We start from the raw sequence: 22,970 nt of genomic DNA, 5'->3' as shown, positions 1-22,970 counted from the left end.
AATTGTTACTTTCATTTTTAAAATATTCCTTTATACCTTTATACCCTATACCTCGTTTATTGTTCGTCGTTTTTAGTTTGTTTGCTTTGACTTTTATCATCCTTCGATGAACTCAGGATGACATTGAATCAATTTTTTTTAATCATAAATCTAATCCGTCGCGGCGGACTAAAATCTTAAATCTAAAATTGTCATTAAAATCATCTTGCTTCCCGTTTCTTAAATAATTTTTTTAATGGTTTTATAAAATCTTCACCGGTATCAAGTTCAACAGAATCGACGCCACTTTTAATAAAAATATTTTTCAGTTTTTCCGATTCATCCATTTTATACTTCTTATACATTTCTCTTAACACTTTACTGGAAGTATCTATCCAATGGGTTTTTCCTGTTTCTGCATCTTTAACACGCATCAGCCCGACGTCTGGAATTTCTTTCTCTCTAAGGTCATTAATTTTCAAGGCTATCACATCATGTTTCCTGTTTGCAATTTTTAAAGCTTCTTCGAAATCCTTTCCAATAAAGTCGGAGATGATGAAAGAAATACTCCTTTTCTTAATTGCATTAGTGAAAAATTTTAATGCTTCCGTAATATCCGTACCATTATTTTCCGGTTTAATATTGATAAGTTCCCTGATAATTCTGAGAATATGGAATGTTCCTTTTTTTGGTGGAATAAATTTTTCCACTTTAGTGCTGAAGAAAATAACTCCAACTTTATCATTGTTACGGATTGCCGAGAATGAAAGAACTGCAGCAACTTCAGTAATAAGTTCTCTTTTTAGTTGTTTCTGGGTACCGAATTCATTAGAGCCGCTGATGTCAATCAGAAGCATAACCGTCAGTTCACGTTCTTCATCAAATATTTTTATATAAGGATGATTGAAACGTGCCGTAACATTCCAGTCGATGGAGCGGATATCATCGCCATACTGGTATTCGCGGACTTCGCTGAACGCCATACCTTTTCCTTTAAAGGCTGTGTGATATTGCCCCGAAAAGATTTGGTCTGACAATCCACGTGTCTTGATCTCAATCTTTCTTACTTTTTTTATCAGTTCGCTGGTTTCCATTTTTATTAATTCAGAATTAAGAATGATGAATTCAGAATTTTTAGATTAGGGTACTTCAACGGTGTTTAAAATCTCATTGATGATTTCTTCGGTTGTGATATTTTCAGCTTCGGCTTCGTAAGTCAACCCGATTCGGTGACGCAGCACATCATGACAAACCGCACGCACATCTTCGGGAATTACATAACCACGGCGTTTCAGGAAAGCATAGGCTTTTGAAGCAATTGCAAGATTAATGCTTGCACGTGGCGAACCACCGTAATTGATCATACTTTTAAATTTCGGAAGTTTATATTCCTCCGGGTTTCTTGTTGCGAAAACAATATCAGTGATATAATTTTCTATTTTTTCATCCATGTAAACTTCACGGACAATCTGGCGTGCTTTTAAAATATCATCGGGCGAAAGTATTGTATTTGCTGTAGGAAGCGACATGTTCATGTTTTCGCGGATAATCAGTTTTTCATCTTGTTTGTTCGGATAACCGATAACGATTTTCAACATGAAACGGTCTACCTGTGCTTCGGGCAGTGGGTAAGTTCCTTCCTGTTCAATGGGGTTTTGTGTAGCAAGAACAAGAAAGGGTTCTTCAAGAGGATAGGTATTTTCACCAATAGTAACCTGGCGTTCCTGCATGGCTTCGAGTAATGCACTTTGCACTTTTGCCGGGGAACGGTTTATCTCATCGGCAAGAATAAAGTTAGCAAAGATAGGCCCTTTCTTCACTTTGAATTCTTCTGTCTTCTGGCTGTAAACCATAGTACCGATTAAGTCGGCAGGAAGCAGGTCGGGGGTGAACTGTATCCTGTTGAATTTTGCATTGATGGTTTTGGCAAGGGTTTTAATCGCTAATGTTTTTGCCAGTCCGGGGACACCTTCCAATAAAATATGCCCGTTGGAAAGCATGCCAATCAATAAACGTTCAATCATTGCTTTTTGCCCAACAATAACTTTGTTCATTTCCATGGTAAGTAAGTCAATAAAAGAACTTTCTCTTTGAATCTTTTCGTTGAGTTCTCGGATATCAATTGTTTCTTGCATATAGAATATCATTTAATTTGAGTGCAAAAATAAAATTATAGATGAAACGATTTCAAAAAATTGAAGTTAAAAAATGTTAGCTTGGGAGTTAAAAAATGTTAAAGTGAAATGGTGTAGAATTATTACTGATATGAAACTGTTTTATTCACTATTTATTTTTTTATCAAAGTGTTCATGAATTTACTTGCTGGCAATGTTTGTAAAGGATTGCTCGTTCAGTTATAAAACTTTTTTTATACTCGTTCTTATCAGGTTTGCAAAAGCAAAACTGTTTAGAACGAGTTATACCGTACAGAAAACAAAAAATATTTTTGCAAACCTTTTTTTGTCGGTATAAATGATATTTCTATCTGCATTTCGTTCTGATTATTTTTTCAAAACAAGTAAGAGCGAATATATTTTCAGAACAGAAAAAATTATATTATTTTTTTTATGATGCGCAGCCGATGTGTGTATTTTTTTAGCTGGGCATTGTATATCCCTTCATGGTCGAGAGTGTCAACCCGGACTTTTCCCGAAGCATGAATGATCTGGCTGTTGGGAAGAATGATTCCTGTATGAATTATATTCCCTTCTTCATTATCAAAAAATGCCAAATCACCGGGTTTTGCTTCCGATAAAAATTCAATGGTTTCGCCTTGTGTAGCTTGCTGATTTGCATCACGCATCAAATTGATCCCGCTAAGTTTATAAGTCATCTGCGTAAATCCAGAACAGTCTATACCAAAAGGACTTCGTCCTCCCCAAAGGTAAGGCGCATCGTGATACATAAAAGCGTTTTCAATGATTTTGTCAACAGTTACTTCTTCCTTTACAGGCCGTACAATGCCATCATAAGTATATTTGCCGTCTTCTATATAAAAAGTATGGTTAGCAACATGGGGCAGCGAACTTCCAAGTACCACGGGAATCATTACATCACGAGTGTTGTCAGTAAGCACATGCACCAGGTCGAGTGTAATGGAAGTGCCGAAATTACTAAGTTTATCAAAAGTTTCATAATACAACGGCATGAATTGTTTTTCATCAAGCCATCCTTCGTAATTGTCAAATATCGTTTTAAGCTTAACCCAACTATCTGTTTTTTCGGTAATCTCAAAAAGTTCACCAAATAAAAGCTGTGTTACCATTTCGCTGCGATGCGACGGTTCACGTCTTACAGCTACAATGCTAAGATTACACATTCCGAACTTCATATTCTTTATCGTTATTTTTCAAGTTGCAATTTTAATCATAATTGCAATATGCTTTGAACTTTTTAACTAAATTATTTTATTTTTCATAATTTCGTAGGAAAATAAAATAATGATGAAATATTTTACACGTATAGCTGAGAAATATTCTGAAATATATAAAGTACTTTTGTTTGTCATAAGTATTGTTATTGTTGTATTGCAGTTCCCGCAAACCGGGAAATTCAAATATGAATATGTAAAAGGAAAACCCTGGATGCATGATGATTTAATTGCTCCATTTGATTTTGCCATTTTAAAATCGGATGAAGAAATTAATAATGAAAAAGAATCGGCTTTAGAGAATAATCATCTTTATTTTTCTGTGAATAATACAGTTAAAATTCAGAAAAAAAATAAATTCAAAACAGATTTTGATGAGAAATGGACAGCAAAATACCAGGGCAATAATGCGGCATATCGGGAAAAGTCGTATAACAAAGGTCTTGAAATAATCGACAGTATATATAATAAAGGAATCATTCAATTATCCGATAAGCTTGAAGATAAAGAAGGCGATTATATAATTAATGTTGTAAATGAAAACATTTCTGAAGAAAAAGAACTTTCTGCTTTTTTCACCATTCAAACCGCTGATGATTATATAATAAGAAGCCTTAACACTTCACCGGGAATTGATGCGGCTTTGCTAACCACCTTACTTGAAAATGTTATCTCTCAGAATATTTTTTATGACGAGAATTTTAATTCAAAATATAAAGAAGAAATATTGGGAGGTATATCACTTACCCGCGGTATGATTCAAAAAGATGAGCGGGTTATATCGAAAGGCGAACTGGTAACAACAGAAAAATACCAGATCATCGAATCGTTGAAAAAAGAATATGAAAAACAATTAGGTTCATCTTCTAAATACACATGGATATTTATAGGTCAGCTTTTGCTGGTCATTATTTCATATACTGTTCTGTATTTGTTCTTGTATTCATTTCGTCACGAAGTATTTGTTGATAACAAGAAAGTGTTCTTCATTCTGCTTAATATCTTTATGATGGTTCTTGTAACCAGTATCGTTATTAAATTGGATGTGGGTTATTTGTACCTTGTTCCTTTATGTTTTGTTCCCGTTATAATTCGTGCATTTTACGATACAAGGCTCGCTTTATTTGTGCATATTATCACTGTAATTATAACAGGTTTTTTAGTTCCCAATAGTTTTGAATTTAAATTTCTACAGCTCATAGCCGGCATTATGGCGATAATCAGTGTGGTAAATCTAAGGCGCCGTTTACAATTTTTTATAACAACAATATTGGTCTTTATAACTTATTCTGCAACATACACAGGCATGATGCTTATGCAGGATGGCGGTTTTGAAGGAATCAGTATAAACAGTTATATGATGTTTGCCGGAAGTTCGCTTTTGGTTTTATTTTCATATCCGTTGATTTATATTTTCGAAAAAGTATTTGGATTTGTTACGGATATTTCGCTTCTCGAACTTTCTGATGTGAACTCAAAACTGCTTCGCATGTTGGGATTAAAGGCGCCTGCAACTTTACAGCATTCATTACAGGTTGCTAATCTTGCTGAAGATGCAATATATGCTATCGGCGGAAATGCAATGCTGACAAGGGCAGGAGCGCTGTATCATGATGTAGGGAAAATGGAAATGCCTCTGTACTTTACCGAAAACCAGGGTATGGGAGGTATTAATCCACATGATGAAATTACTTCTGAGGAAAGCGCTGCAATTATTATCAGTCATGTGATTAAAGGAATTGAACTGGCAAAAAAATATAATGTACCTGAACGTATCATTGATTTTATACGAACACATCACGGAACACGAAGGACTTTATTTTTCTACAACAAGTTCATAAAAAATAATCCTGATGAAGTTGTTGATGATAGTAAATTCAGGTATCACGGACCTATTCCATTCTCTAAAGAAACCGCTGTGGTAATGATGGCCGATGCAATAGAAGCAGCATCACGAAGCATGAAGAACCCTGATGAAAAATCAATAAATGATCTGGTTGAGAATATCATCAATTCACAAATTGAGCTTAATCAGTATACCAACTCCGATATTACTTTTCGTGATGTATCTATCATTAAAAAGATTTTCAAAAGGAAGTTACAGAATATGCTTCACGTAAGAGTAGAATATCCGGCATAAAATAAAAATCTTCAACTACTTACGACTTGCTACTTGCTACTTACTACTTGCTACTTACTACTTACTACTTACTACTAGAACTTCATCATCCAGCTCATAAAAGGAATAGGTATGGGGAATGTGAAATCATCAGCTATTATTCCTGCAAAACCAAATTGAAACGCCCTGTTTTGTTTTTTTGAAAATCGAAATCCCGGAATAACTACAGCAACTACATTTTCATCACCAACAAAAAAATATGAATCGACAACAAAAGAAGTTTTCTTACCTGTTTTCACAATCCCTGCTAAAGATAAAGTTGTTATTCCATTAACTTCATCTTCAAGCGAAGCAAAGGCATAACCACCTGAAGCCATAATGTTATTTCGCCTGTTGCCGTATGTTAATGAACCGAAACACATACCTCCAAAATACTTTGGTTTTATCCAGCTTAGAGTTCCCAGGTATGCTCCAATTCCTAAGTTAAGATTTTCACTTAAACTAATGGATTGCTTTGCATAACCTACAATAGGCATACAAGCCCATGTGGTCATAACTCCTAATGAAAAATTATCACCAACACAGAAATTAATATCAGGGCCATAATAATTTATACTTACATAGGAATCATCTTTTCTTTTTGTCGGCAAACCATTGGTGTTAATAAAATATCTTGTGCCGAATAAATCCGCTCCATCATAATTAGTGCTCGAATAATTTTTTTCAGTTACTTCCTCAATTTTTTTTATTTCATATTTTGGAATATATAATTTCCCCATCTCTTTGGTTTCAATAAGAACTTCTCTTTCATCATTTTTTAAAATATACCCGACATACTGGGCGCCATCATTTTTGGTTACGATATAAAGTTTTTTAATAATAGTGTCATTGGCTTTTAATGAATCGTTTTGTTGCGCATTAACATTAACTCCGCATTGCAGAATAAATAACATTACAGCAAGTTTAAATATTACCTTTTTCATATTATTAGCTTTATTTTAATTACCAAATATAAAAATTTTATTATAAAACCTTTGAATAAAAAATATTTCATTCAGTGAGAAATAATAAATCATATAATAAATGCCTTATGTATTCTGCCTGTTAATGTATGTATTATTATAAGTATTCTTTGCAGAACTTCCCTTCGTTGAAAAGCAAATCAATAATACTTAAATCATTAATAAAATCAAATTTTTCTGAAAAAACCTGGTTGTATTTTTTCGATGATATGTTATTTTCTTTTTTTGGTGAAATCGAATTTCGCAAGTCGATGATATTTATTGATGGTTGAAAATATTTTTCAGAAAATAAAATTTCAGTTTTAATACCGGTAAGTTTTAGAATTAAATTAAGAAGCTCATTATTAAAATCGATAAGATATTTTGTTTCCATTAAATAGAATGGTTCAAACGCATCCCTGTAATAAAGAAAAAAAGGAGAGTTGCTGTAAGCCGATTCTATTGCACGCCAGTGTATCTTTTGCCATGGCTGACTATTATCAATCTCGATATCTTTGGTAAGCGTGTGATTTCCATTTACTTTTTTTACAGGAATACTTAATGATAATTTCCCATTAGCAGATAAAATATGACAACGGTTACGAAAGGTCTGCTTTACATAATTTTCATATATATCAATATAGATACATTTATATATGTTGATTTTGCTGATAACAGAAATAGGCGGAAGGTAAGCAGTAGAAAATATATTGTAACTATTATTATTCATAAAATCATTAATCGTGTTTCTTCAATCTAACGTATCATTTTAAACCATCTGTCGCTCCTGAATTTATTAAATGTAGGTTTAAACCGGTCAGTAGAAAACCATATCATTACTGCTTTTCCGATTATATGGTCCTCAGGTAAAAATCCCCAGAAACGCGAATCTCTTGAATTATGCCTGTTATCGCCCATTACGAAATAATAATTCATTTTAAATGTATAGGTTTTTGAAGGGATACCGTTTATTGTACAAATACTGTCATTTTTTACGTTTATTATATTTCCTTCATAAACGCTGATAATTCTATAGTATAAGGGTAATGTGAGTTTATTAAGTTTTACGGTTGTTCCTTTTTTTGGAATCACAACAGGTCCATAATTATCCATATTCCACATATAATACATTGATGATGGAAACAAATTTGAAGAATACAATCCACTGTCCTCCGATATGATTTTAATTTCTTCAACATTACTTTTCTTTTTAATGAATTTTGCCATTTTTCGAGTCATCGCAAAATTATAATGCGCCATATCCATAACAGGGCCGCCTTCAGTAATGCCCAAATCTGAAAGCGAATCGGTATTGAAAGGTTTGTTGGTTCGTATAAAATAATTAAATTCTATATTTTCACTTTCTTCCAGAATATCACCATTAACAATAACATGGCTGTTTTTAATTTTAAGAGTATCACCGGGCAGCGCAACACAGCGTTTAATAAAAGGAGTTCGTTGTTCGATATTTTTTTTCTCGTTAATAGGATAATTAAAAACGATAACATCATTCCTGTGAACAGAAGAGATACCTGGCAAACGGAAAAATAACGATTCATCACTATCTAAAAATGGAAAAATAATTTTCATTAGTGAAAGACGAGGTCCATAATTAAATTTACTAACAAGGATATTGTCGCCACGCAAAAGGGTATTCTCCATTGATGTGGAAGGGATAGTATATGATTCGTAAAAAAAAGTTTTTATGAAGAATACGATTATAAGAGCAAATAAGATTGCTTTTACCCAATCCGTCAAGTTTTTTAATGTATTGCTATGTTTCTGAAGAAAATTCAAAATCGTATCTTTCATACAAATTTATATAAATTATTTTATCAGGTTTTGTTTTGATACAAATACCAGATAATTATTAAATTTGTAATAACAGAAAAAAATAAAATTAAGATGTTTGCCGATTGGCTTGAACAACATACATTGCCTTGCTTTTATCATAAGTATTTAGGTGTTGATTGTCCCGGTTGCGGAATGCAGCGTGCACTGATTGAGCTTTTACGCGGGAACCTTATTGAAAGTTTAAAAATGTATCCTGCATTAATACCAATTATATTTATACTGGGGTATTTAATTTTTCATCTTATTTATAAATTTAGAAATGGTGCAAATGTTTTAAAAATTTCATTTATATTTACATCAATTATAATTGTAATAAACTTTGTTGTTAAACTCATCAATTATTAAAAATAAATCATATGGAAAATCAAAACTTTAACCAGGCGCCTCCGCCAAATTATCAAAATCCTCAAGGGTTTTATCAACAGCCTCAATTACCTAATTCAACAGCTGTTTTAGTATTGGGAATATTATCAATAGTATTTTGCTGGGGATACGGTATTGTCGGGTTAATTTTAGGAATCATTGCTTTGTCAATGTCAGGTAAGGCAACTGCTACTTTCAATGCCAATCCAAACATGTATTCTTTAACTTCTTATAATAATATGAAAGCAGGAAGAGTTTGTGCCATAATTGGGACGATACTTTCAGCATTATTCCTGATATATGTTATTATTGTTATTGCTTTTCTGGGAGCTTTTCTTTCAAGTATGCCCTGGGATATGATGAATCATTAATATGTAGGAGGGCTTTAGCCCTCTTTTGTTTTATGAATTTTATTTTTATAAAATGAAAATCCTTACTTCTGAACAAATAAGGCAGGTTGATAAATATACCATTGAACACGAGCCAATAACTTCCATAAACCTTATGGAACGTGCTGCAACAAAATGCACCGAATGGATTATTGCGAATATCGAAAAATCAAAAAAAATTTTTGTGGTTTGCGGGTTGGGTAATAATGGTGGTGATGGGCTTGTAATAGCAAGGCATTTACACAGGAAAGGCTATGCTGTTAAAACATTGATCATAAAATATTCCGAAAAAACTTCTGATGATTTCAGTAAGAATTATGAACGACTGAAAAAACTTAAAAATATAAAGATTGCTGAAATTGCTGATGCGAATGATTTTCCTGAAATAAAAAATGATGATGTAATTATTGATGCTATTTTTGGTTCCGGTTTGTCGAAGCCTGTTGAATACTTTGCTGCCGACGTGATCGAAAAGATTAATGAAGCCAATTCATTAGTAATCGCAATTGATTTTCCATCTGGATTATTTTCTGAAGATAATTCAAAAAATAAATTTAAGAATATTATTCAGGCTGATTTTACGCTTACATTCCAGGTTCCGAAACTTGCATTTTTGTTTCCCGAGAATGAACAATACGTTGGTGAATGGGTTTTGCTCGATATTGGTTTAGATAAAAATTCCATTGAAGAATTATCTTCATCTTATTTTTTTATTGAAGAAAATGATATTAAACTTTTGCTTAAACATCGAGGGAAATACGCGCACAAAGGGAACTTCGGGCATGCAATATTTTTCTCGGGAAGTTTTGGAAAAATGGGCGCTGCTGCTTTAGGTTCAAAAGCATGTTTAAGAAGTGGTGCAGGTTTGCTTACCACACATATTCCTAAATGCGGTTATGAAATCATACAAACTTCTGTTCCGGAAGCTATGTGTTCGGTTGATGATGAAAATAATTTTTTAAGAACACTGCCCGATATTTCAAAATACAACGCTGTCGCAATAGGCCCGGGAATAGGGCTGGAGAAGGATACACAAAACTTATTGAAACTACTTATTCAAAATTCTTCAGTGCCTGTTATTTTCGATGCCGATGCAATAAATATTTTAGCTGAAAATAAAACATGGCTTTCATTTATTCCTAAGCATAGCATTTTAACGCCTCATCCCGGCGAGTTTGCAAGGCTTGCAGGGAAACCTGTTAACAGCAATCATCGTTTGGAATTACAAAAAGAACTTTCGGTTAAATATGGTATTTATATTATTTATAAAGGAGCCTTCACAACTATTTCCACTCCCGACGGACATTTCTTTTTTAATTCAACAGGAAACCCCGGAATGGCAACCGGTGGAAGCGGTGATGTGCTTACCGGAATGTTATTGGGATTAAAGGCTTGTGGCTATTCTTCATTTGAAACTTGTATAATAGGTACCTATATGCATGGATTAGCCGGGGATTTGGCTGCTGAAGAAAAAGGTGAACCTTCGTTAATAGCAGGTGATATAATAGAAAATATATCGGGAGCTTTTAAAAAATTATAACAAAATCTTTTTTCAATAAAAATAATCATGATTATTAATCATTAAAAATATATAAAATGAAAAAAAATAAAATCACAATTTTAGTTATTACTGTATTATTTATTGCTTCATGCAGTAGCCTTTCAAATATTGCCACCAGTAATGCTGCTGCAACAAATGCAGGATCGGCTTGCGGTAAAGTTTTGTTAAGTCTTTACACGCAGTATAAATCTACCGGTAAAGTGGATATGACTAACTCTACAACCTTATTAAATGTTGTTGAATTAGCCACATATTATAAAACATTAAAAGCTCACGGAAATGATGCTGCCTATAAAACTGCATTTGCAGCTGGACTGGTTACCGGTTCAAATGGTGTTATTACAGCAAGCAATTCATTATCTGTTGTAAATAAATTATTATCTATAGGTGGTTTGAATACGATTTCAACTTCCACAGTAAGCACTGCCACTGAAGCAGTAAGTGTAGCTACAGCTTTGGTAAATATATTTAAAAGTTTTTAAATATATAGAAATATTGAAAATATAAGTCCGTAAAAACTTTTATCCTTTAATGAATACTTTAACTTAAGGTGATAAGTTTTAAAATATTACTAAAGTACTTATTCCGTTATATTAATATTCCATCGGGTACCAATATTTTAAATGCAATAAGTGATGAAAGGAAGTATACAAAAAAAACTGATGAAGTTTTAATTATTTAAGTTGAGGATTGTAATTGGTGTAGTTACTCAGCGGGATATCTTTTGCAAGATATCCCGCTAATTTTTTAGTTTAGAATTTTAAAATATATAAAGCAGGAAAGTCGTCAGCCATTTTTTTTATAAAAATAAATGTTAAAAATAAACTTAACAATTTCTTAATATTGCGCAACCTGTTTTAACATTAAATTAACATACTTTTGAATGCTTAATATGATAATATGTTTGGATTAGATACAGGTGTAACGCTCCTATTAATCATGTGCATGGTTTGTGCTTGTGGCTTCGAATTTATTAATGGATTTCACGATACAGCAAATGCAGTAGCTACGGTTATTTACACGAATTCGCTGAAACCACGTATAGCCGTAATGATGTCGGGGATAATGAATTTTATTGGTGTATACTTTGGCGGGATTGCAGTGGCAATGGGAATCGTGAACCTGCTTCCTGTTGAAGCCTTGGTTGATAATAATATGGCGCATGGGATTGCTATGATCATGTCGCTGATATGTACTGCAATAATATGGAATCTTACCAACTGGACTTTTGGAATCCCTATTTCCAGTTCGCATTCACTAATAGGTTCTATTTTTGGAGTAGGTCTGGCATACCGGTTTTTACCGGGAAGCACTAATGTTGCATTAAATTGGACTAAAGTAGGCGATGTAGGATTATCACTATTAGTATCCCCATTTATAGGTTTTTTCTTTGCATTATTTATCATGTATTTTTTAAAAATAGTGATGGGCAATAGCCAGATATTTAAAAAACCTCCAACGGGGAAAGCCCCACCAACAGGTATCCGGTCAATTATGGTTTTATCATGTATTGGGATAAGTTTTGCACACGGGTCTAATGACGGGCAAAAGGGTGTAGGTTTAATAATGTTGATATTAATAGGGATTGTTCCCGGCTATTTTGCGCTCGACCTTAAACAAAACCCTGTGGATCTTAAAAATAATATTGTTCAGATAGAAAATTCAATTCACAGAATAGATACTACTAAATTAAATGCCGAGCAATTAGAAAAGGTACATTTTATAAAATGTGAAGCGGATTCATTACAAAATATAATTAGTGATGCTAAAAGTTTCGATGCCATACCTAAAACTGAACATTTTGCTATTAGAAAAGATATCCTTTTGCTTGCAAAGACTTCTGATAAACTTCTTAAAAGCATTAAGGAAGATGACAATAAAGCGCTTTCTGCTGATGATAACAGGATGATGAGCCAATATGTTGCAGGTATGAAAAAGAATACAGAATATGCTCCATGGTGGGTAATTCTTATGGTTTCGATTTCACTTGGAATGGGAACAATGATAGGTTGGAAAAGAATTGTTGTTACTGTAGGTGAAAAAATTGGTAAGACACAGCTCAATTATGCACAGGGAGCTACAAGCCAGATTATGGCTGCTGCAACAATAAGCGCATCAACATTATTCGGATTGCCTGTAAGCACTACACATGTTCTTAATTCAGGTATAGCCGGTAGTATGGTTGCACAAAAAGGTCTGGATAACCTTCAAGGCAAAACGATAAAAAGTATTGCTTTGTCATGGGTGATCACATTACCTGTTACTACAGTACTATCAGGTTCCATATTTCTTTTGCTCCGCTGGCTTATCGGATAAATATTTCAGCAATCAGAATTAACTATTTCTTAATATCAGGTAAAAGATAATTCCTTTTAATTTCAGTATTTTTGAAATTCTAATTATCTTTATGTTTGGACTCGATACAGGATTAACAATTGTACTTTTATTATGTTTGCTTGCCGCATGTGCGTTTGAATTCATCAATGGGTTTCATGATACTGCCAATGCTGTTGCAACGGTAATTTATACGCACTCCTTAAAGCCAAGGATTGCCGTGATATGGTCAGGATTTTGGAATTTTATAGGTGTGTATTTTGGTGGAATTGCTGTTGCAATGGGCATTGTAAACCTTTTGCCCGTTGAGGCATTAGTTGATGCCAATATGATGCATGGTATTGCAATGGTCATGGCACTTATTCTTACTGCAATAATCTGGAATCTCGGAACATGGTATTTAGGTATTCCCGTTTCAAGTTCGCATACATTGATAGGTTCAATTTTCGGAGTAGGATTGGCATTTGGTTTTTTGCCGGGAAGCAGCAGTGTGGCTTTGAACTGGCATAAAGTTGAGGAAGTAGGGTTGTCGCTATTGATATCACCTGTATTAGGTTTATTCTTAACATTGTTTTTATTGCTTTTTTTAAAGAAGATCATAAAGAAGAAAAAAATATTTGAAGCGCCTTCTGCTAATAAAAAACCACCAATATGGATTCGTTCCCTGCTGATCTTAACCAGTACAGGTGTGAGTTTTTCACATGGCTCTAACGATGGGCAAAAAGGAGTAGGACTAGTAATGATGATACTCATAGGTATTGTTCCGGGTTATTTTGCAGTCAACCTTTCAAAAAAACCTGCAGAATTGAATTTATGTATGAACAAAATTGAACTTATAATAAATCGTATTGATAATAATGCGTTAAGTGATAAAGCAATTAATGAAAATGTGGATCTTATAAAACAAAGAATAGATACAATTCAATCCATTACCGGGAAAGTTACATCGTTTAAACAAATACCCGAATCACGCCATTTCGAAATACGAAAAGATATCCTTCTTATTGGGAAAACAACAGACAAACTATTGTTATCGCTCAAAGGAAAACAAAATATTATTTCATCATCAGATATAAACGATTTAAAAAAGAATGTAGCTTTAATTAAAACAAACACTGAATATGCCCCATGGTGGGTTATTTTAATGATATCTCTTTCGCTTGGAGTTGGAACAATGATAGGATGGAAGCGAATTGTGATGACTGTTGGAGAAAAAATTGGCAAAACCCCTATGACATATGCACAGGGAGCAGCAAGCCAGTTGGTAGCAGCAAGTACAATAAGTATTTCTTCATTATTGGGTCTTCCGGTAAGCACAACACATGTGTTAAGTTCTGGTGTTGCCGGTTCGATGGTAGCTGAAGATGGCTGGAAAAATTTACAAGCCAGTACAATAAAAAACATTGGATTAGCTTGGGTTATCACTTTGCCTGTAACCATAGTACTTTCAGGGTCCTTATTCCTTTTACTCCGCTGGATTCTTCATTAATTATGTCTCAAGCTACAAGACCCAAATTTTAAATTCAAAGAAAAATATTTAATAAAAAGTTAGTTGTAATTCCTGGTACTTGGAACTTGAAGTTTTTCATTGCGTCAGTGGAGTTAATGATTTATTAATATATTCGTAATGATTCCTAAACGTTATTATTGATGAAGGCTTTATATTTTTGTAATATAAAATTAATTTATGTTTGGATTAGACACAGGCCTCACAGTTTTACTTTTCGTTTGCATTTTAGCAGTTTGTATTTTCGAATTTATTAATGGATTTCATGATACCGCTAATGCAGTAGCAACAGTAATTTATACACATTCATTAAAACCGAGAATTGCTGTAATATGGTCAGGATTCTGGAACTTCCTGGGTGTTTATACTGGCGGAATCGCGGTAGCCATGGGTATTGTAAACCTGCTTCCCACCGAAGCGTTAATTGACCAGAACATTTATCATGGAGTGGCAATGATACTGTCACTTATACTTACCGCAGTTATCTGGAATCTTGGAACATGGTATTTCGGAATACCCTGCTCCAGTTCACATACCTTAATAGGTTCTATATTCGGAGTTGGAATTGCATATATGCTTTTACCCGGAACAGGTCATATAGCGCTTAACTGGGCTAAAGTTGAAGATGTAGGATTGTCATTGTTAATATCGCCGGTATTTGGTTTTGGAATGGCGTTATTATTAATGTTCCTTCTGAAATATATTTTTAAAAAGAGATCAACTATTTTCCAGGAACCTTCCAGCTCCAAAGCGCCACCATTATGGATAAGATCGATACTTGTTCTAACGTGTACCAGTGTAAGCTTTTCGCATGGCTCCAACGATGGACAAAAAGGAGTGGGGTTACTGATGATTATTTTTATAGGAATTATTCCCGCACATTTTGCAGTGGATATGAGTAAAAACCCTCTTGTATTAAAAGAACAAGTAGTGAAAATTGAAAATATTATTAACAAAATTGATACTTTAAGTTTAAGTTCAGATAGTAAATCGGAACTATCTGCAATTAAAAAAAGTATGTTAAGCATTGAAGATAAAGTTATAGGTTTGAAAGAATTTGATAAAAAAGATAAATCGAATTTTAATATCAGGAAAAATATTATCACGGTTTCAAAGAAATTGGATAAGCTGATCCTGAAAAATCCTGAAGTGTCAAAATTAAATTTAAGTAAAGCAGAAATTGCAATTGTTTCATCTTCTGTAAAAGAAATGAAAACGTATACTGAATATTCGCCATGGTGGGTAATACTTATAATCTCTCTCTCTCTTGGTTTAGGAACCATGATAGGATGGAAGCGTATTGTTATAACCATAGGAGAGAAGATCGGGAAAACACATCTTACCTATGCTCAGGGTGCCAGCGCTGAAATTATTGCAGCAAGCACTATAGCTGTTTCCACTTCGTTTGGGCTTCCGGTAAGCACAACTCATGTTCTTTCTTCAGGTATTGCAGGAACAATGGTTTCTGATAGCGGTTTGAAAAACCTGCAAATGAAAACAATTAAAAATATAGGTATCGCATGGCTTATAACATTACCGGTTACTATAATAGTTTCGGGCTTACTATTTATCCTGCTGCGATATATTATAGCATAATGTATCAGTGCTATAATCAAGTTTGTCTACATTAAAACCTTTGTTCTCTATAAAATTTTAAAATTATATCTATTGATAATCTTTGTGATATGAAATTTAGAATCATTTTAATGCCCTCTTTGCATAAAAAGTATAATTTTGCAACTCTAAAATTATATTCTTTTTTTATTTGTTTCAGAGCAATTGGATACATCAGAACAAACGATAAATAACGAGCAAAAAAGTAAGAATCCTTTTCTGCGTGCTATACAATTCATTTATTCATTACTGAAATGGTTATGGATAATGAAAAATAAATTCTTTTCCTTCATTAAAAAAGGTATTTTTAAAATTGTTCCTTATCTTGAAAAACCTGTATGGCCGGCAAAAATCATCAGAAAGTTCCTGAAATATACTTTTAATTTTTTTCTATTTGTTTTCATATACTTCTTTGCTGTCATTATAAATTTTCTCTGGCTTTTTGGTTCGTCGCCAAGCATTGATAAAGATAAAGGTCCAGAAATGGCCGTTTCATCTGAATTGTATACATGCGACAGTGTTCTTATTGGGAAATATTTTAATGAAAACAGGGCACCGGTTGAATACGGCGAAATCAACAAGAATATTCTGAATGCATTAATTGCTACTGAAGATGCGCGTTTTTATGATCATAGTGGAATTGATTTAAAAGCAACATTCTCGGTGTTCTGGTATATAATAAAAGGAGATAACAGGGGAGGCAGTACCATTACTCAGCAGCTGGCAAAGAATTTATATAAAACCCGTAAAACATCGCGTGGGTTATTAGGCTATGTGCCATTCATGAGAACAATCGTAGTAAAAAGTAAAGAATGGGTTACTGCGGTAAAACTTGAACATTATTATTCAAAGGAAGAAATACTCACCATGTATTTGAATGCTGTTGATTTTGGCAGCAATTCGTTTGGGATAAAAGTGGCAAGTAAAACGTATTTTAATAAATTACCTGTATCGCTAAATATCCAGGAAGCAGCTACCCTAGTGGGAATGCTTAAAGCGCCGACTACATTCAGCCCGGCCGTACATCCTCAGAAAAGTCTGGAACGCAGGAATACAGTGCTTTCGCAAATGTTGAAATATAATTACATTACACAGCATGAATTTGACTCCATCAGCAAATTACCTATAGTCCTTAATTATAGCGTTGAAGACCCTACTGAAACGGAATTGGGTTCATACATCCGTTCAGCTGTTGCAACTTATTTGAAAGACTGGTGTAAGGAAAGTGGTTATGATATTTATACAAGTGGTTTAAAAATATACACTTCTATTGATTCGAAATTGCAGAAATATGCAGAGAAATCGGTTGAAGAACAAATGAAAATATTACAGAGAAGGTTTAAAGAACATTGGGGTGATGAAAACCCATGGATTGATGAGAACGACAATGAAATTGAAAATTTTATAGAAGACCAGGTAAAGAAAACAGCCTTGTATAAGAAATTATTAAAACGCTATGATAATAATATTGATTCGGTAAATGCTGAGTTAAACAGGCCTCATAAGATGAAATTATTTTCATGGAAAAAAGGAGAAGAAGAATTTACTATGAGTTCTCTTGATTCCATCAGGTATATGAAGCGTTTTCTGAATGCGGGCTTCGTGGTGATGGATCCGTTTACAGGAAAAGTTCTTGCATGGGTTGGTGGAATTAATTATAAATATTTTAAATACGATCATGTGAATCAGGCGAAAAGGCAACCGGGTTCTACATTTAAACCTTTTGTTTATTGCGCTGCTATTGATAAAGGCTGGTCGCCATGCGACCGCATTGTTGACCAGCAGGTAACAATAAAATATAAAGAAGATGGAAAGGATATGGAATGGTCGCCTCATAATGCAGATTGGGAATACACAGGCAGAGAAATGACATTGAGGCATGCCATGGCGAAATCATGTAATTCCGTTACGGTGCAGCTTTCTGAAAAAATAGGATTTCAAACGGTTGCTGATTATGCTAAAAAGCTTGGTATTACTGCAAAACTTAAACCGGTACCATCAATAGGTTTGGGGTCGAACGATGTTACATTACTTGAAATGGTTGCTGCTTATTCTGTTTTCATGAACCAGGGAATATATTCCGAACCAATGCTCGTTTTAAAAATTACCGACAGGGATGGCAAACTGATCAAAGAATTCAAACCTAAGCAAAAACAAGTATTGAGCAAAGAAACAGCCTGGCTGATGACCTATATGTTGAAAGGCGGACTGGAAGAGCCCGGTGGAACATCACAGCAACTTTGGGAATATGCCGATATTTTTGGCGGTAATGACATTGGTGGTAAAACAGGTACCTCGTCAAATTATTCCGATGGCTGGTTTATGGGAGTTACTAAAGATATTGTTGCAGGTTCATGGGTAGGCGGCGAAGAGCGCTGTATCCATTTTCGTAAAGAGGAACATATGGAAGGCTGCCATTCTGCATTACCTATTTTTGGTTTTTTTATGACCAAGGTTTATGATAATAAATATCCCAAAATCACAAAAGGAAAATTTCCTGAACCCAGTATAAAAATTTCAAAAAAATATTACTGTCCTACTGCATGGGAGAAAAAAGATACTACTGATACTGATGATGCGGATAAAAGTGATTCATTAAAAACTAAACCTAAATCAGCAAAGACAAAATCAAAATCAAAAAAGAAAGTTAAAAAAACTGAGGAAAAGTGTAAGGATTGTCCTTGATTTTTATACTTATATTTATCGCTCACCAAAAATAGCTGTTCCAATACGTACAATAGTGCTGCCTTCTTCAATTGCAATTGTATAATCACCAGACATGCCCATCGAGATTTCTCTAAAATATTTATCCTCGCAAAAATATTTTGATTTTAATTGATGATAAATAGTTTTCAGATCTTTAAATTCATTACGTACCAATTCAGTATCTTCCGAAAATGTTGCCATTCCCATTACTCCGCAGATTCTGATGTTCTGCATTTTTTTGTATTCTTCCGATTCAATTATTGCGACAGCTTCTTCGTAGTCTAACCCGAATTTAGTTTCTTCTTTTGCAATGTACATTTCAAGGAGGCAATTGATAATCCTGTTTTTTTTCTGAGCTTCTTTATTTATTTCCTGTAATAATTTCAGACTTTCCACGCTATGAATCATCGAAATGTAAGAAGCAATGTATTTTACTTTATTTGATTGCATGTGACCTATAAAGTGCCATTCAATGTCATCAGGAAGTTTAGGTTGCTTTTCAATCAGTTCCTGTACGCGATTTTCACCAAAAACTTTTTGTCCGCATTGGTAAGCTTCCAGAATTTTTTCAACGGGATTGGTTTTACTTACCGCTATTAACTTGACATTTGAAGGAATCTCTTCATTTAATTTGAGTAAATTCTCTTTGATACTCATATTATTTTTTTCGTTTAAAGATCAGTGTGAAATTTTTATCGTAAATATTTTCCCATTCTTTTGCATTCCGCAGTGAGTCGATATCCGACAAATATTTTTTATCATCCCAATAAGGATAAATATTTGAATTTGTATTCAGGTAAATATAGTCTGCATCTTCAATAGAAGGATATACATAAATATTTCTCCTAAAGCACAAATGAGAAACAAATTCATCCTGTGCGCAAACTTTCGCATCGGCAGGAATTAATTTTAATGATGTATAAGATTCTTTAATGTCGAAATTCCTTACATAGTGCGGCTTTGTATAGAAACGTTGTTTCTGCCTGATGAAATGAGTGCGAGTACTATCAAATGTATGCGCAGTTACAATAGCTGTGATTATTAATAATGAATAAACTATTATGTTCTTTGTTTTTTCTTTTTTTATGTCGTTAAGAAAAGTAAATGCGCCAATCGTGATAATGGGAGCAAATTCAATTGAGTAATGATAACCTAAGCCCCAGTAGGTGAAATAATCGCAAAACATTTTCTGTCCGTAAACAGGCAGTAGCATCAATAAATAATATGGACGGAAGAATAAAAGTATTCCACCCGAAAGTAAAATAATAATGTGTAGTTCTGCTTTGATATAATTGTAATCGGGGTTTCCCAGATGATTTACAAATAATAATTTTAAAGCGTACAAAGGTTTTGTAATTATTGTTTTTATTGCTTCAGTCATGTTGCTGCCCAATGCTGCATACCGGAAATGCAGGTAGTTTCCGCCTGAGCCGGATGAAGAGCCAAGCGAAGGAATAATCAATTTTACTACCAAAAGAAAATACACAATACATATGCCTGCAAAAATTCCCGACCATAGAATTTTTTTCTTTTCATTTCTGTATTTTATTATCAAAGAAATAAAAATGAAGAATCCCCACAATGCCATATTCTCCTTTGATATCAGAAGAATAATCAAACAGAAGAAAGTTTGTTTCCATTGATTTTTGTGGATAAAATAAAATATCCAGGGAATTGTCATTGTGCCGGGAACATTATTATGGTAGTCGAATGCAAGCGCTGAATAGATTGCGAAAAATAAAAAGAAATGTATGCTTGCTGCGAGTGCAAACTTTTTATTTTCACTAATCAACTCAACATATTTAAAAACACCTTGACCTCCAACCAATATTGAAATAACCTGGAAAATTAATAATGTGTAAGATCCGAAGATGTAATAAAAAGGCGAAATAAGCATTAGCAATAATTCAAAATGATCGCTGAGAATATTGCCGAAACCGGGTTGTATCACACTGTTGTTGTTAATCCTGAAATGTGCATAATCCCACAGCGTCTGGTTATATATTCCGTAATCGTGCGCATTGGTGCGGAACATGTAATGATTAACCAGCGATATGATACCGTAAAGCATTGCAAAGAAAAAGAAAACCGATGCTTTGGTGATTCTGAATTTTATATCGTTTGATTGAAGCATGAATAGAAATTAGATTGTAAAAGTAGGAATTTTGTATAAACCAGAAAGTGATATTTAACAATTATCCGTTGGGAAAATCGTCATCAGATATAATTAAAACAGCGCCGACCATAGCGGCAGTTCATCATATTGACTGGCTATATCATCCGTTCTCCAATCGAGTATTTTTGATAAGTAGGTTTTCATGAGTTGTTATTTTTTTGAACTAGTCATGAGACGATCGCGAACATATTTATATTTGTGTCACAAGCTTTATGTCAATCGATACAAAACGTTGATACATGAAAATTATATCTATCATTAATTAATTTAATTCTTTATATATTAAAACTAATAGTCTTGATAGGTCGTTGTCAAAGTATGTTAAAGCATTTGAGTCTTTTGAAAAACTTAAACCAATACCACCATATGGAGACGCAACAAGCTTCGGTTTTAATTTATTTTTAGCATTTTCCTTTATTACAAAGTACCTTGCCGTTTTATTAATCCCCCATGTTACAATAACAGTTAACCCAGTGAATCCGCCTTTATTTATTTTAGCCTTATAGTTTTTGGGTATTACATATTTTAAATAAGTTTGATTTTTTATTATTTTATTTTTATTGTTGAGCTTAAATGAAAATATATCACTAATTGAATTTTTGTCTGGGAAAATATATACTGTGTTCTTTTCATGATTTTTGAAATTAATATTTAATATGGAGTCTGAAGCTAAATATGTATTAATATTCATGCTTATAGTTTTAGAAGAAGTATCTTTAGATAAATGAATTAATTTGTAACAATTTGCGTCAAGATTTCTTGCATCAATTTTTAGGTTGAAGAAAATATTTTCAATGTCCTTAATTTTTATGTTATTAAAATTATAGGTTTTTACTAACTTCAATGAGCTGGTGTCAGTATTATTTTCTATAAATGCAAAGTACTCATCGGTCCTTTCAAAAGTTTTTGACTGACCGAATGATTTTAAAGCATAAAATATTATTAATAGAATAAGGAAATGTCTTTTCATATGAGAAATTTATCAAGTAGTCAATAGGTTTAAGCATCGGGAATTTCTGGCTCAACTAGTTTTTTCAATTTGTCTAAAGATTCTTGCCATCCTAAATAACACATTTCTGTAGGTATAGCAGGAGGAATACATTCTTGAATGATTTTAAGTTCTGTACCGCAAATGACCTTTTTAAGCCATACGGAAGTGGTCATTTCCCCAGGCAAATTCGGGTCTTCAAATTTGTCAGTATATTTAATAAATTCATTCGGTTTCAATTCTATGTATGTTCCGCCAAATGAATGTCCGTTACCAGTAGAAAAATTGATAAAAGACATGCGGTAGTTACCGCCATTTTTTACATCCATGCTATGAACGATACATAAAAAACCATTGGGCGGAATCCATGACGCCATGGCATTTGCATCCGTAAAAGCTCGATAAATTTTTTCGGGAGATGCTTTAAGCACTCTGTGTAAGGATACGCTGTTGTTTGCCATTTTATGGATTTTAATTTAGTGATTATTTATTAAATGGTTGCTTCGGAACATTGAACATCCATCGAATGCCGAACCTGTCAAGGCATACACCCCAGTAACCCCAGAACTCATCATGTGGTGCTACACATTCTGTCGCTCCTGTGGAAAGTGCGTTGTATATTCTGTCGGCTTCTTCTTTCGTGTCGGGTTCTAAACTAATTGTTGTATTGTTGCCGATTTTAAGTTTGTGTCCCATACTCTCAAGCATATCAGTTCCCATAATGTTTATACCTCCTAAAATGGGAAGCGATACATGCATTACCATTTTTTTTTCGGTATCAGAAAGTTTTGGCATTCCGTCTTGTTGAGGGATGTCTCCCATCCGCATGATGGGTGCAGCCCATTCTGTTTTGAAAACTGATTTGTAGCAGTTAAACGCTTCTTCTGCGTTGCCTTGAAAGTTCAAGTATATATTTGTTTTTGCCATTTAATTATTTGTTTAATTTTTATTGAAACTGTCTTACCCCCCTAAATAGCTGGACAAAATTAAAAAAATAATTTTGTAACGT

The 22,970-nt window shown here is 33.6% G+C and carries 20 protein-coding genes; 9 read left to right on the top strand and 11 right to left on the bottom strand.

The features are described 5' to 3' along the window. Positions 1 to 200: 200 nt before the first annotated feature. The 3 genes from PKK00_05630 to PKK00_05620 all read right to left on the bottom strand — a co-directional run bounded on the left by PKK00_05630 (position 201) and on the right by PKK00_05620 (position 3,310). Positions 201 to 1,073 (bottom strand): DUF58 domain-containing protein, encoded by an 873-nt coding sequence (locus PKK00_05630; protein HNW97873.1) that lies wholly within the window; start codon positions 1,071 to 1,073, stop codon positions 201 to 203. Between the two features lie 45 nt (positions 1,074 to 1,118). Continuing rightward, the gene (locus PKK00_05625) at positions 1,119 to 2,114 is read right to left on the bottom strand and encodes a MoxR family ATPase (protein ID HNW97872.1); all 996 of its coding nucleotides are present in this window, start codon (positions 2,112 to 2,114) and stop codon (positions 1,119 to 1,121) included. Between the two features lie 416 nt (positions 2,115 to 2,530). Next, entirely contained in the window at positions 2,531 to 3,310 is a 780-nt protein-coding gene (locus tag PKK00_05620; GenBank protein ID HNW97871.1) for a C40 family peptidase, read from the bottom strand. A 109-nt stretch (positions 3,311 to 3,419) separates the two neighbouring features. Between PKK00_05620 and PKK00_05615 the strand changes: the two genes are divergently transcribed. Further along, on the top strand, positions 3,420 to 5,489 hold the full coding sequence (locus PKK00_05615; GenBank protein HNW97870.1) for an HDIG domain-containing protein: 2,070 nt from the start codon (positions 3,420 to 3,422) through the stop codon (positions 5,487 to 5,489). 74 nt (positions 5,490 to 5,563) lie between these two features. Here the strand turns inward: PKK00_05615 and PKK00_05610 are convergent, their stop codons facing one another. The 3 genes from PKK00_05610 to lepB form a co-directional block, all read right to left on the bottom strand. Beyond that, positions 5,564 to 6,451, bottom strand: coding sequence for a hypothetical protein (locus tag PKK00_05610; GenBank protein HNW97869.1), 888 nt, complete (start codon positions 6,449 to 6,451; stop codon positions 5,564 to 5,566). Between the two features lie 136 nt (positions 6,452 to 6,587). Further along, a complete protein-coding gene (locus PKK00_05605) occupies positions 6,588 to 7,199 on the bottom strand; it encodes a WbqC family protein (GenBank protein ID HNW97868.1) in 612 nt (203 codons plus the stop codon). A gap of 26 nt (positions 7,200 to 7,225) precedes the next feature. Beyond that, a complete protein-coding gene (gene lepB / locus PKK00_05600; GenBank protein ID HNW97867.1) occupies positions 7,226 to 8,281 on the bottom strand; it encodes a signal peptidase I in 1,056 nt (351 codons plus the stop codon). Between the two features lie 93 nt (positions 8,282 to 8,374). Between lepB and PKK00_05595 the strand changes: the two genes are divergently transcribed. From PKK00_05595 to PKK00_05560, 8 genes are all read left to right on the top strand, one after another. Further along, positions 8,375 to 8,668: a DUF2752 domain-containing protein gene (locus PKK00_05595; protein HNW97866.1), complete on the top strand. Its 294-nt coding sequence runs from the start codon at positions 8,375 to 8,377 to the stop codon at positions 8,666 to 8,668. A gap of 11 nt (positions 8,669 to 8,679) precedes the next feature. After that, positions 8,680 to 9,057 (top strand): CCC motif membrane protein, encoded by a 378-nt coding sequence (locus PKK00_05590; protein HNW97865.1) that lies wholly within the window; start codon positions 8,680 to 8,682, stop codon positions 9,055 to 9,057. A gap of 52 nt (positions 9,058 to 9,109) precedes the next feature. After that, a complete protein-coding gene (locus tag PKK00_05585; protein HNW97864.1) occupies positions 9,110 to 10,615 on the top strand; it encodes an NAD(P)H-hydrate dehydratase in 1,506 nt (501 codons plus the stop codon). A gap of 56 nt (positions 10,616 to 10,671) precedes the next feature. Beyond that, positions 10,672 to 11,118, top strand: coding sequence for a hypothetical protein (locus tag PKK00_05580; protein HNW97863.1), 447 nt, complete (start codon positions 10,672 to 10,674; stop codon positions 11,116 to 11,118). A gap of 418 nt (positions 11,119 to 11,536) precedes the next feature. Next, positions 11,537 to 12,952, top strand: a complete 1,416-nt coding sequence (locus PKK00_05575; GenBank protein ID HNW97862.1) for an inorganic phosphate transporter — start codon at positions 11,537 to 11,539, stop codon at positions 12,950 to 12,952. Positions 12,953 to 13,043: 91 nt separating this feature from the next. Next, positions 13,044 to 14,459: an inorganic phosphate transporter gene (locus PKK00_05570; protein HNW97861.1), complete on the top strand. Its 1,416-nt coding sequence runs from the start codon at positions 13,044 to 13,046 to the stop codon at positions 14,457 to 14,459. 198 nt (positions 14,460 to 14,657) lie between these two features. Further along, positions 14,658 to 16,073, top strand: a complete 1,416-nt coding sequence (locus tag PKK00_05565; GenBank protein HNW97860.1) for an inorganic phosphate transporter — start codon at positions 14,658 to 14,660, stop codon at positions 16,071 to 16,073. 285 nt (positions 16,074 to 16,358) lie between these two features. Continuing rightward, entirely contained in the window at positions 16,359 to 18,776 is a 2,418-nt protein-coding gene (locus PKK00_05560) for a transglycosylase domain-containing protein (GenBank protein HNW97859.1), read from the top strand. A gap of 15 nt (positions 18,777 to 18,791) precedes the next feature. On the opposite strand, the gene PKK00_05555 is transcribed toward PKK00_05560, so the two are convergent. The 5 genes from PKK00_05555 to PKK00_05535 form a co-directional block, all read right to left on the bottom strand. After that, positions 18,792 to 19,454 (bottom strand): YggS family pyridoxal phosphate-dependent enzyme, encoded by a 663-nt coding sequence (locus PKK00_05555; GenBank protein ID HNW97858.1) that lies wholly within the window; start codon positions 19,452 to 19,454, stop codon positions 18,792 to 18,794. Position 19,455: 1 nt separating this feature from the next. Continuing rightward, positions 19,456 to 20,931, bottom strand: a complete 1,476-nt coding sequence (locus PKK00_05550) for a DUF2079 domain-containing protein (GenBank protein HNW97857.1) — start codon at positions 20,929 to 20,931, stop codon at positions 19,456 to 19,458. Between the two features lie 304 nt (positions 20,932 to 21,235). Beyond that, entirely contained in the window at positions 21,236 to 21,943 is a 708-nt protein-coding gene (locus PKK00_05545) for a hypothetical protein (protein HNW97856.1), read from the bottom strand. 29 nt (positions 21,944 to 21,972) lie between these two features. Next, the gene (locus tag PKK00_05540; protein HNW97855.1) at positions 21,973 to 22,422 is read right to left on the bottom strand and encodes an SRPBCC family protein; all 450 of its coding nucleotides are present in this window, start codon (positions 22,420 to 22,422) and stop codon (positions 21,973 to 21,975) included. Between the two features lie 22 nt (positions 22,423 to 22,444). Then, positions 22,445 to 22,888, bottom strand: coding sequence for a VOC family protein (locus PKK00_05535; GenBank protein ID HNW97854.1), 444 nt, complete (start codon positions 22,886 to 22,888; stop codon positions 22,445 to 22,447). Between the last annotated feature and the right edge of the window lie 82 nt (positions 22,889 to 22,970).

The organism is Bacteroidales bacterium, assembly GCA_035353855.1.
Classification (GTDB): Bacteria; Bacteroidota; Bacteroidia; order Bacteroidales; family CG2-30-32-10; genus DAOQAK01.
Note: the sequence above shows the minus strand (reverse complement) of the source record. Positions and strands in the feature narration are given on the sequence as shown.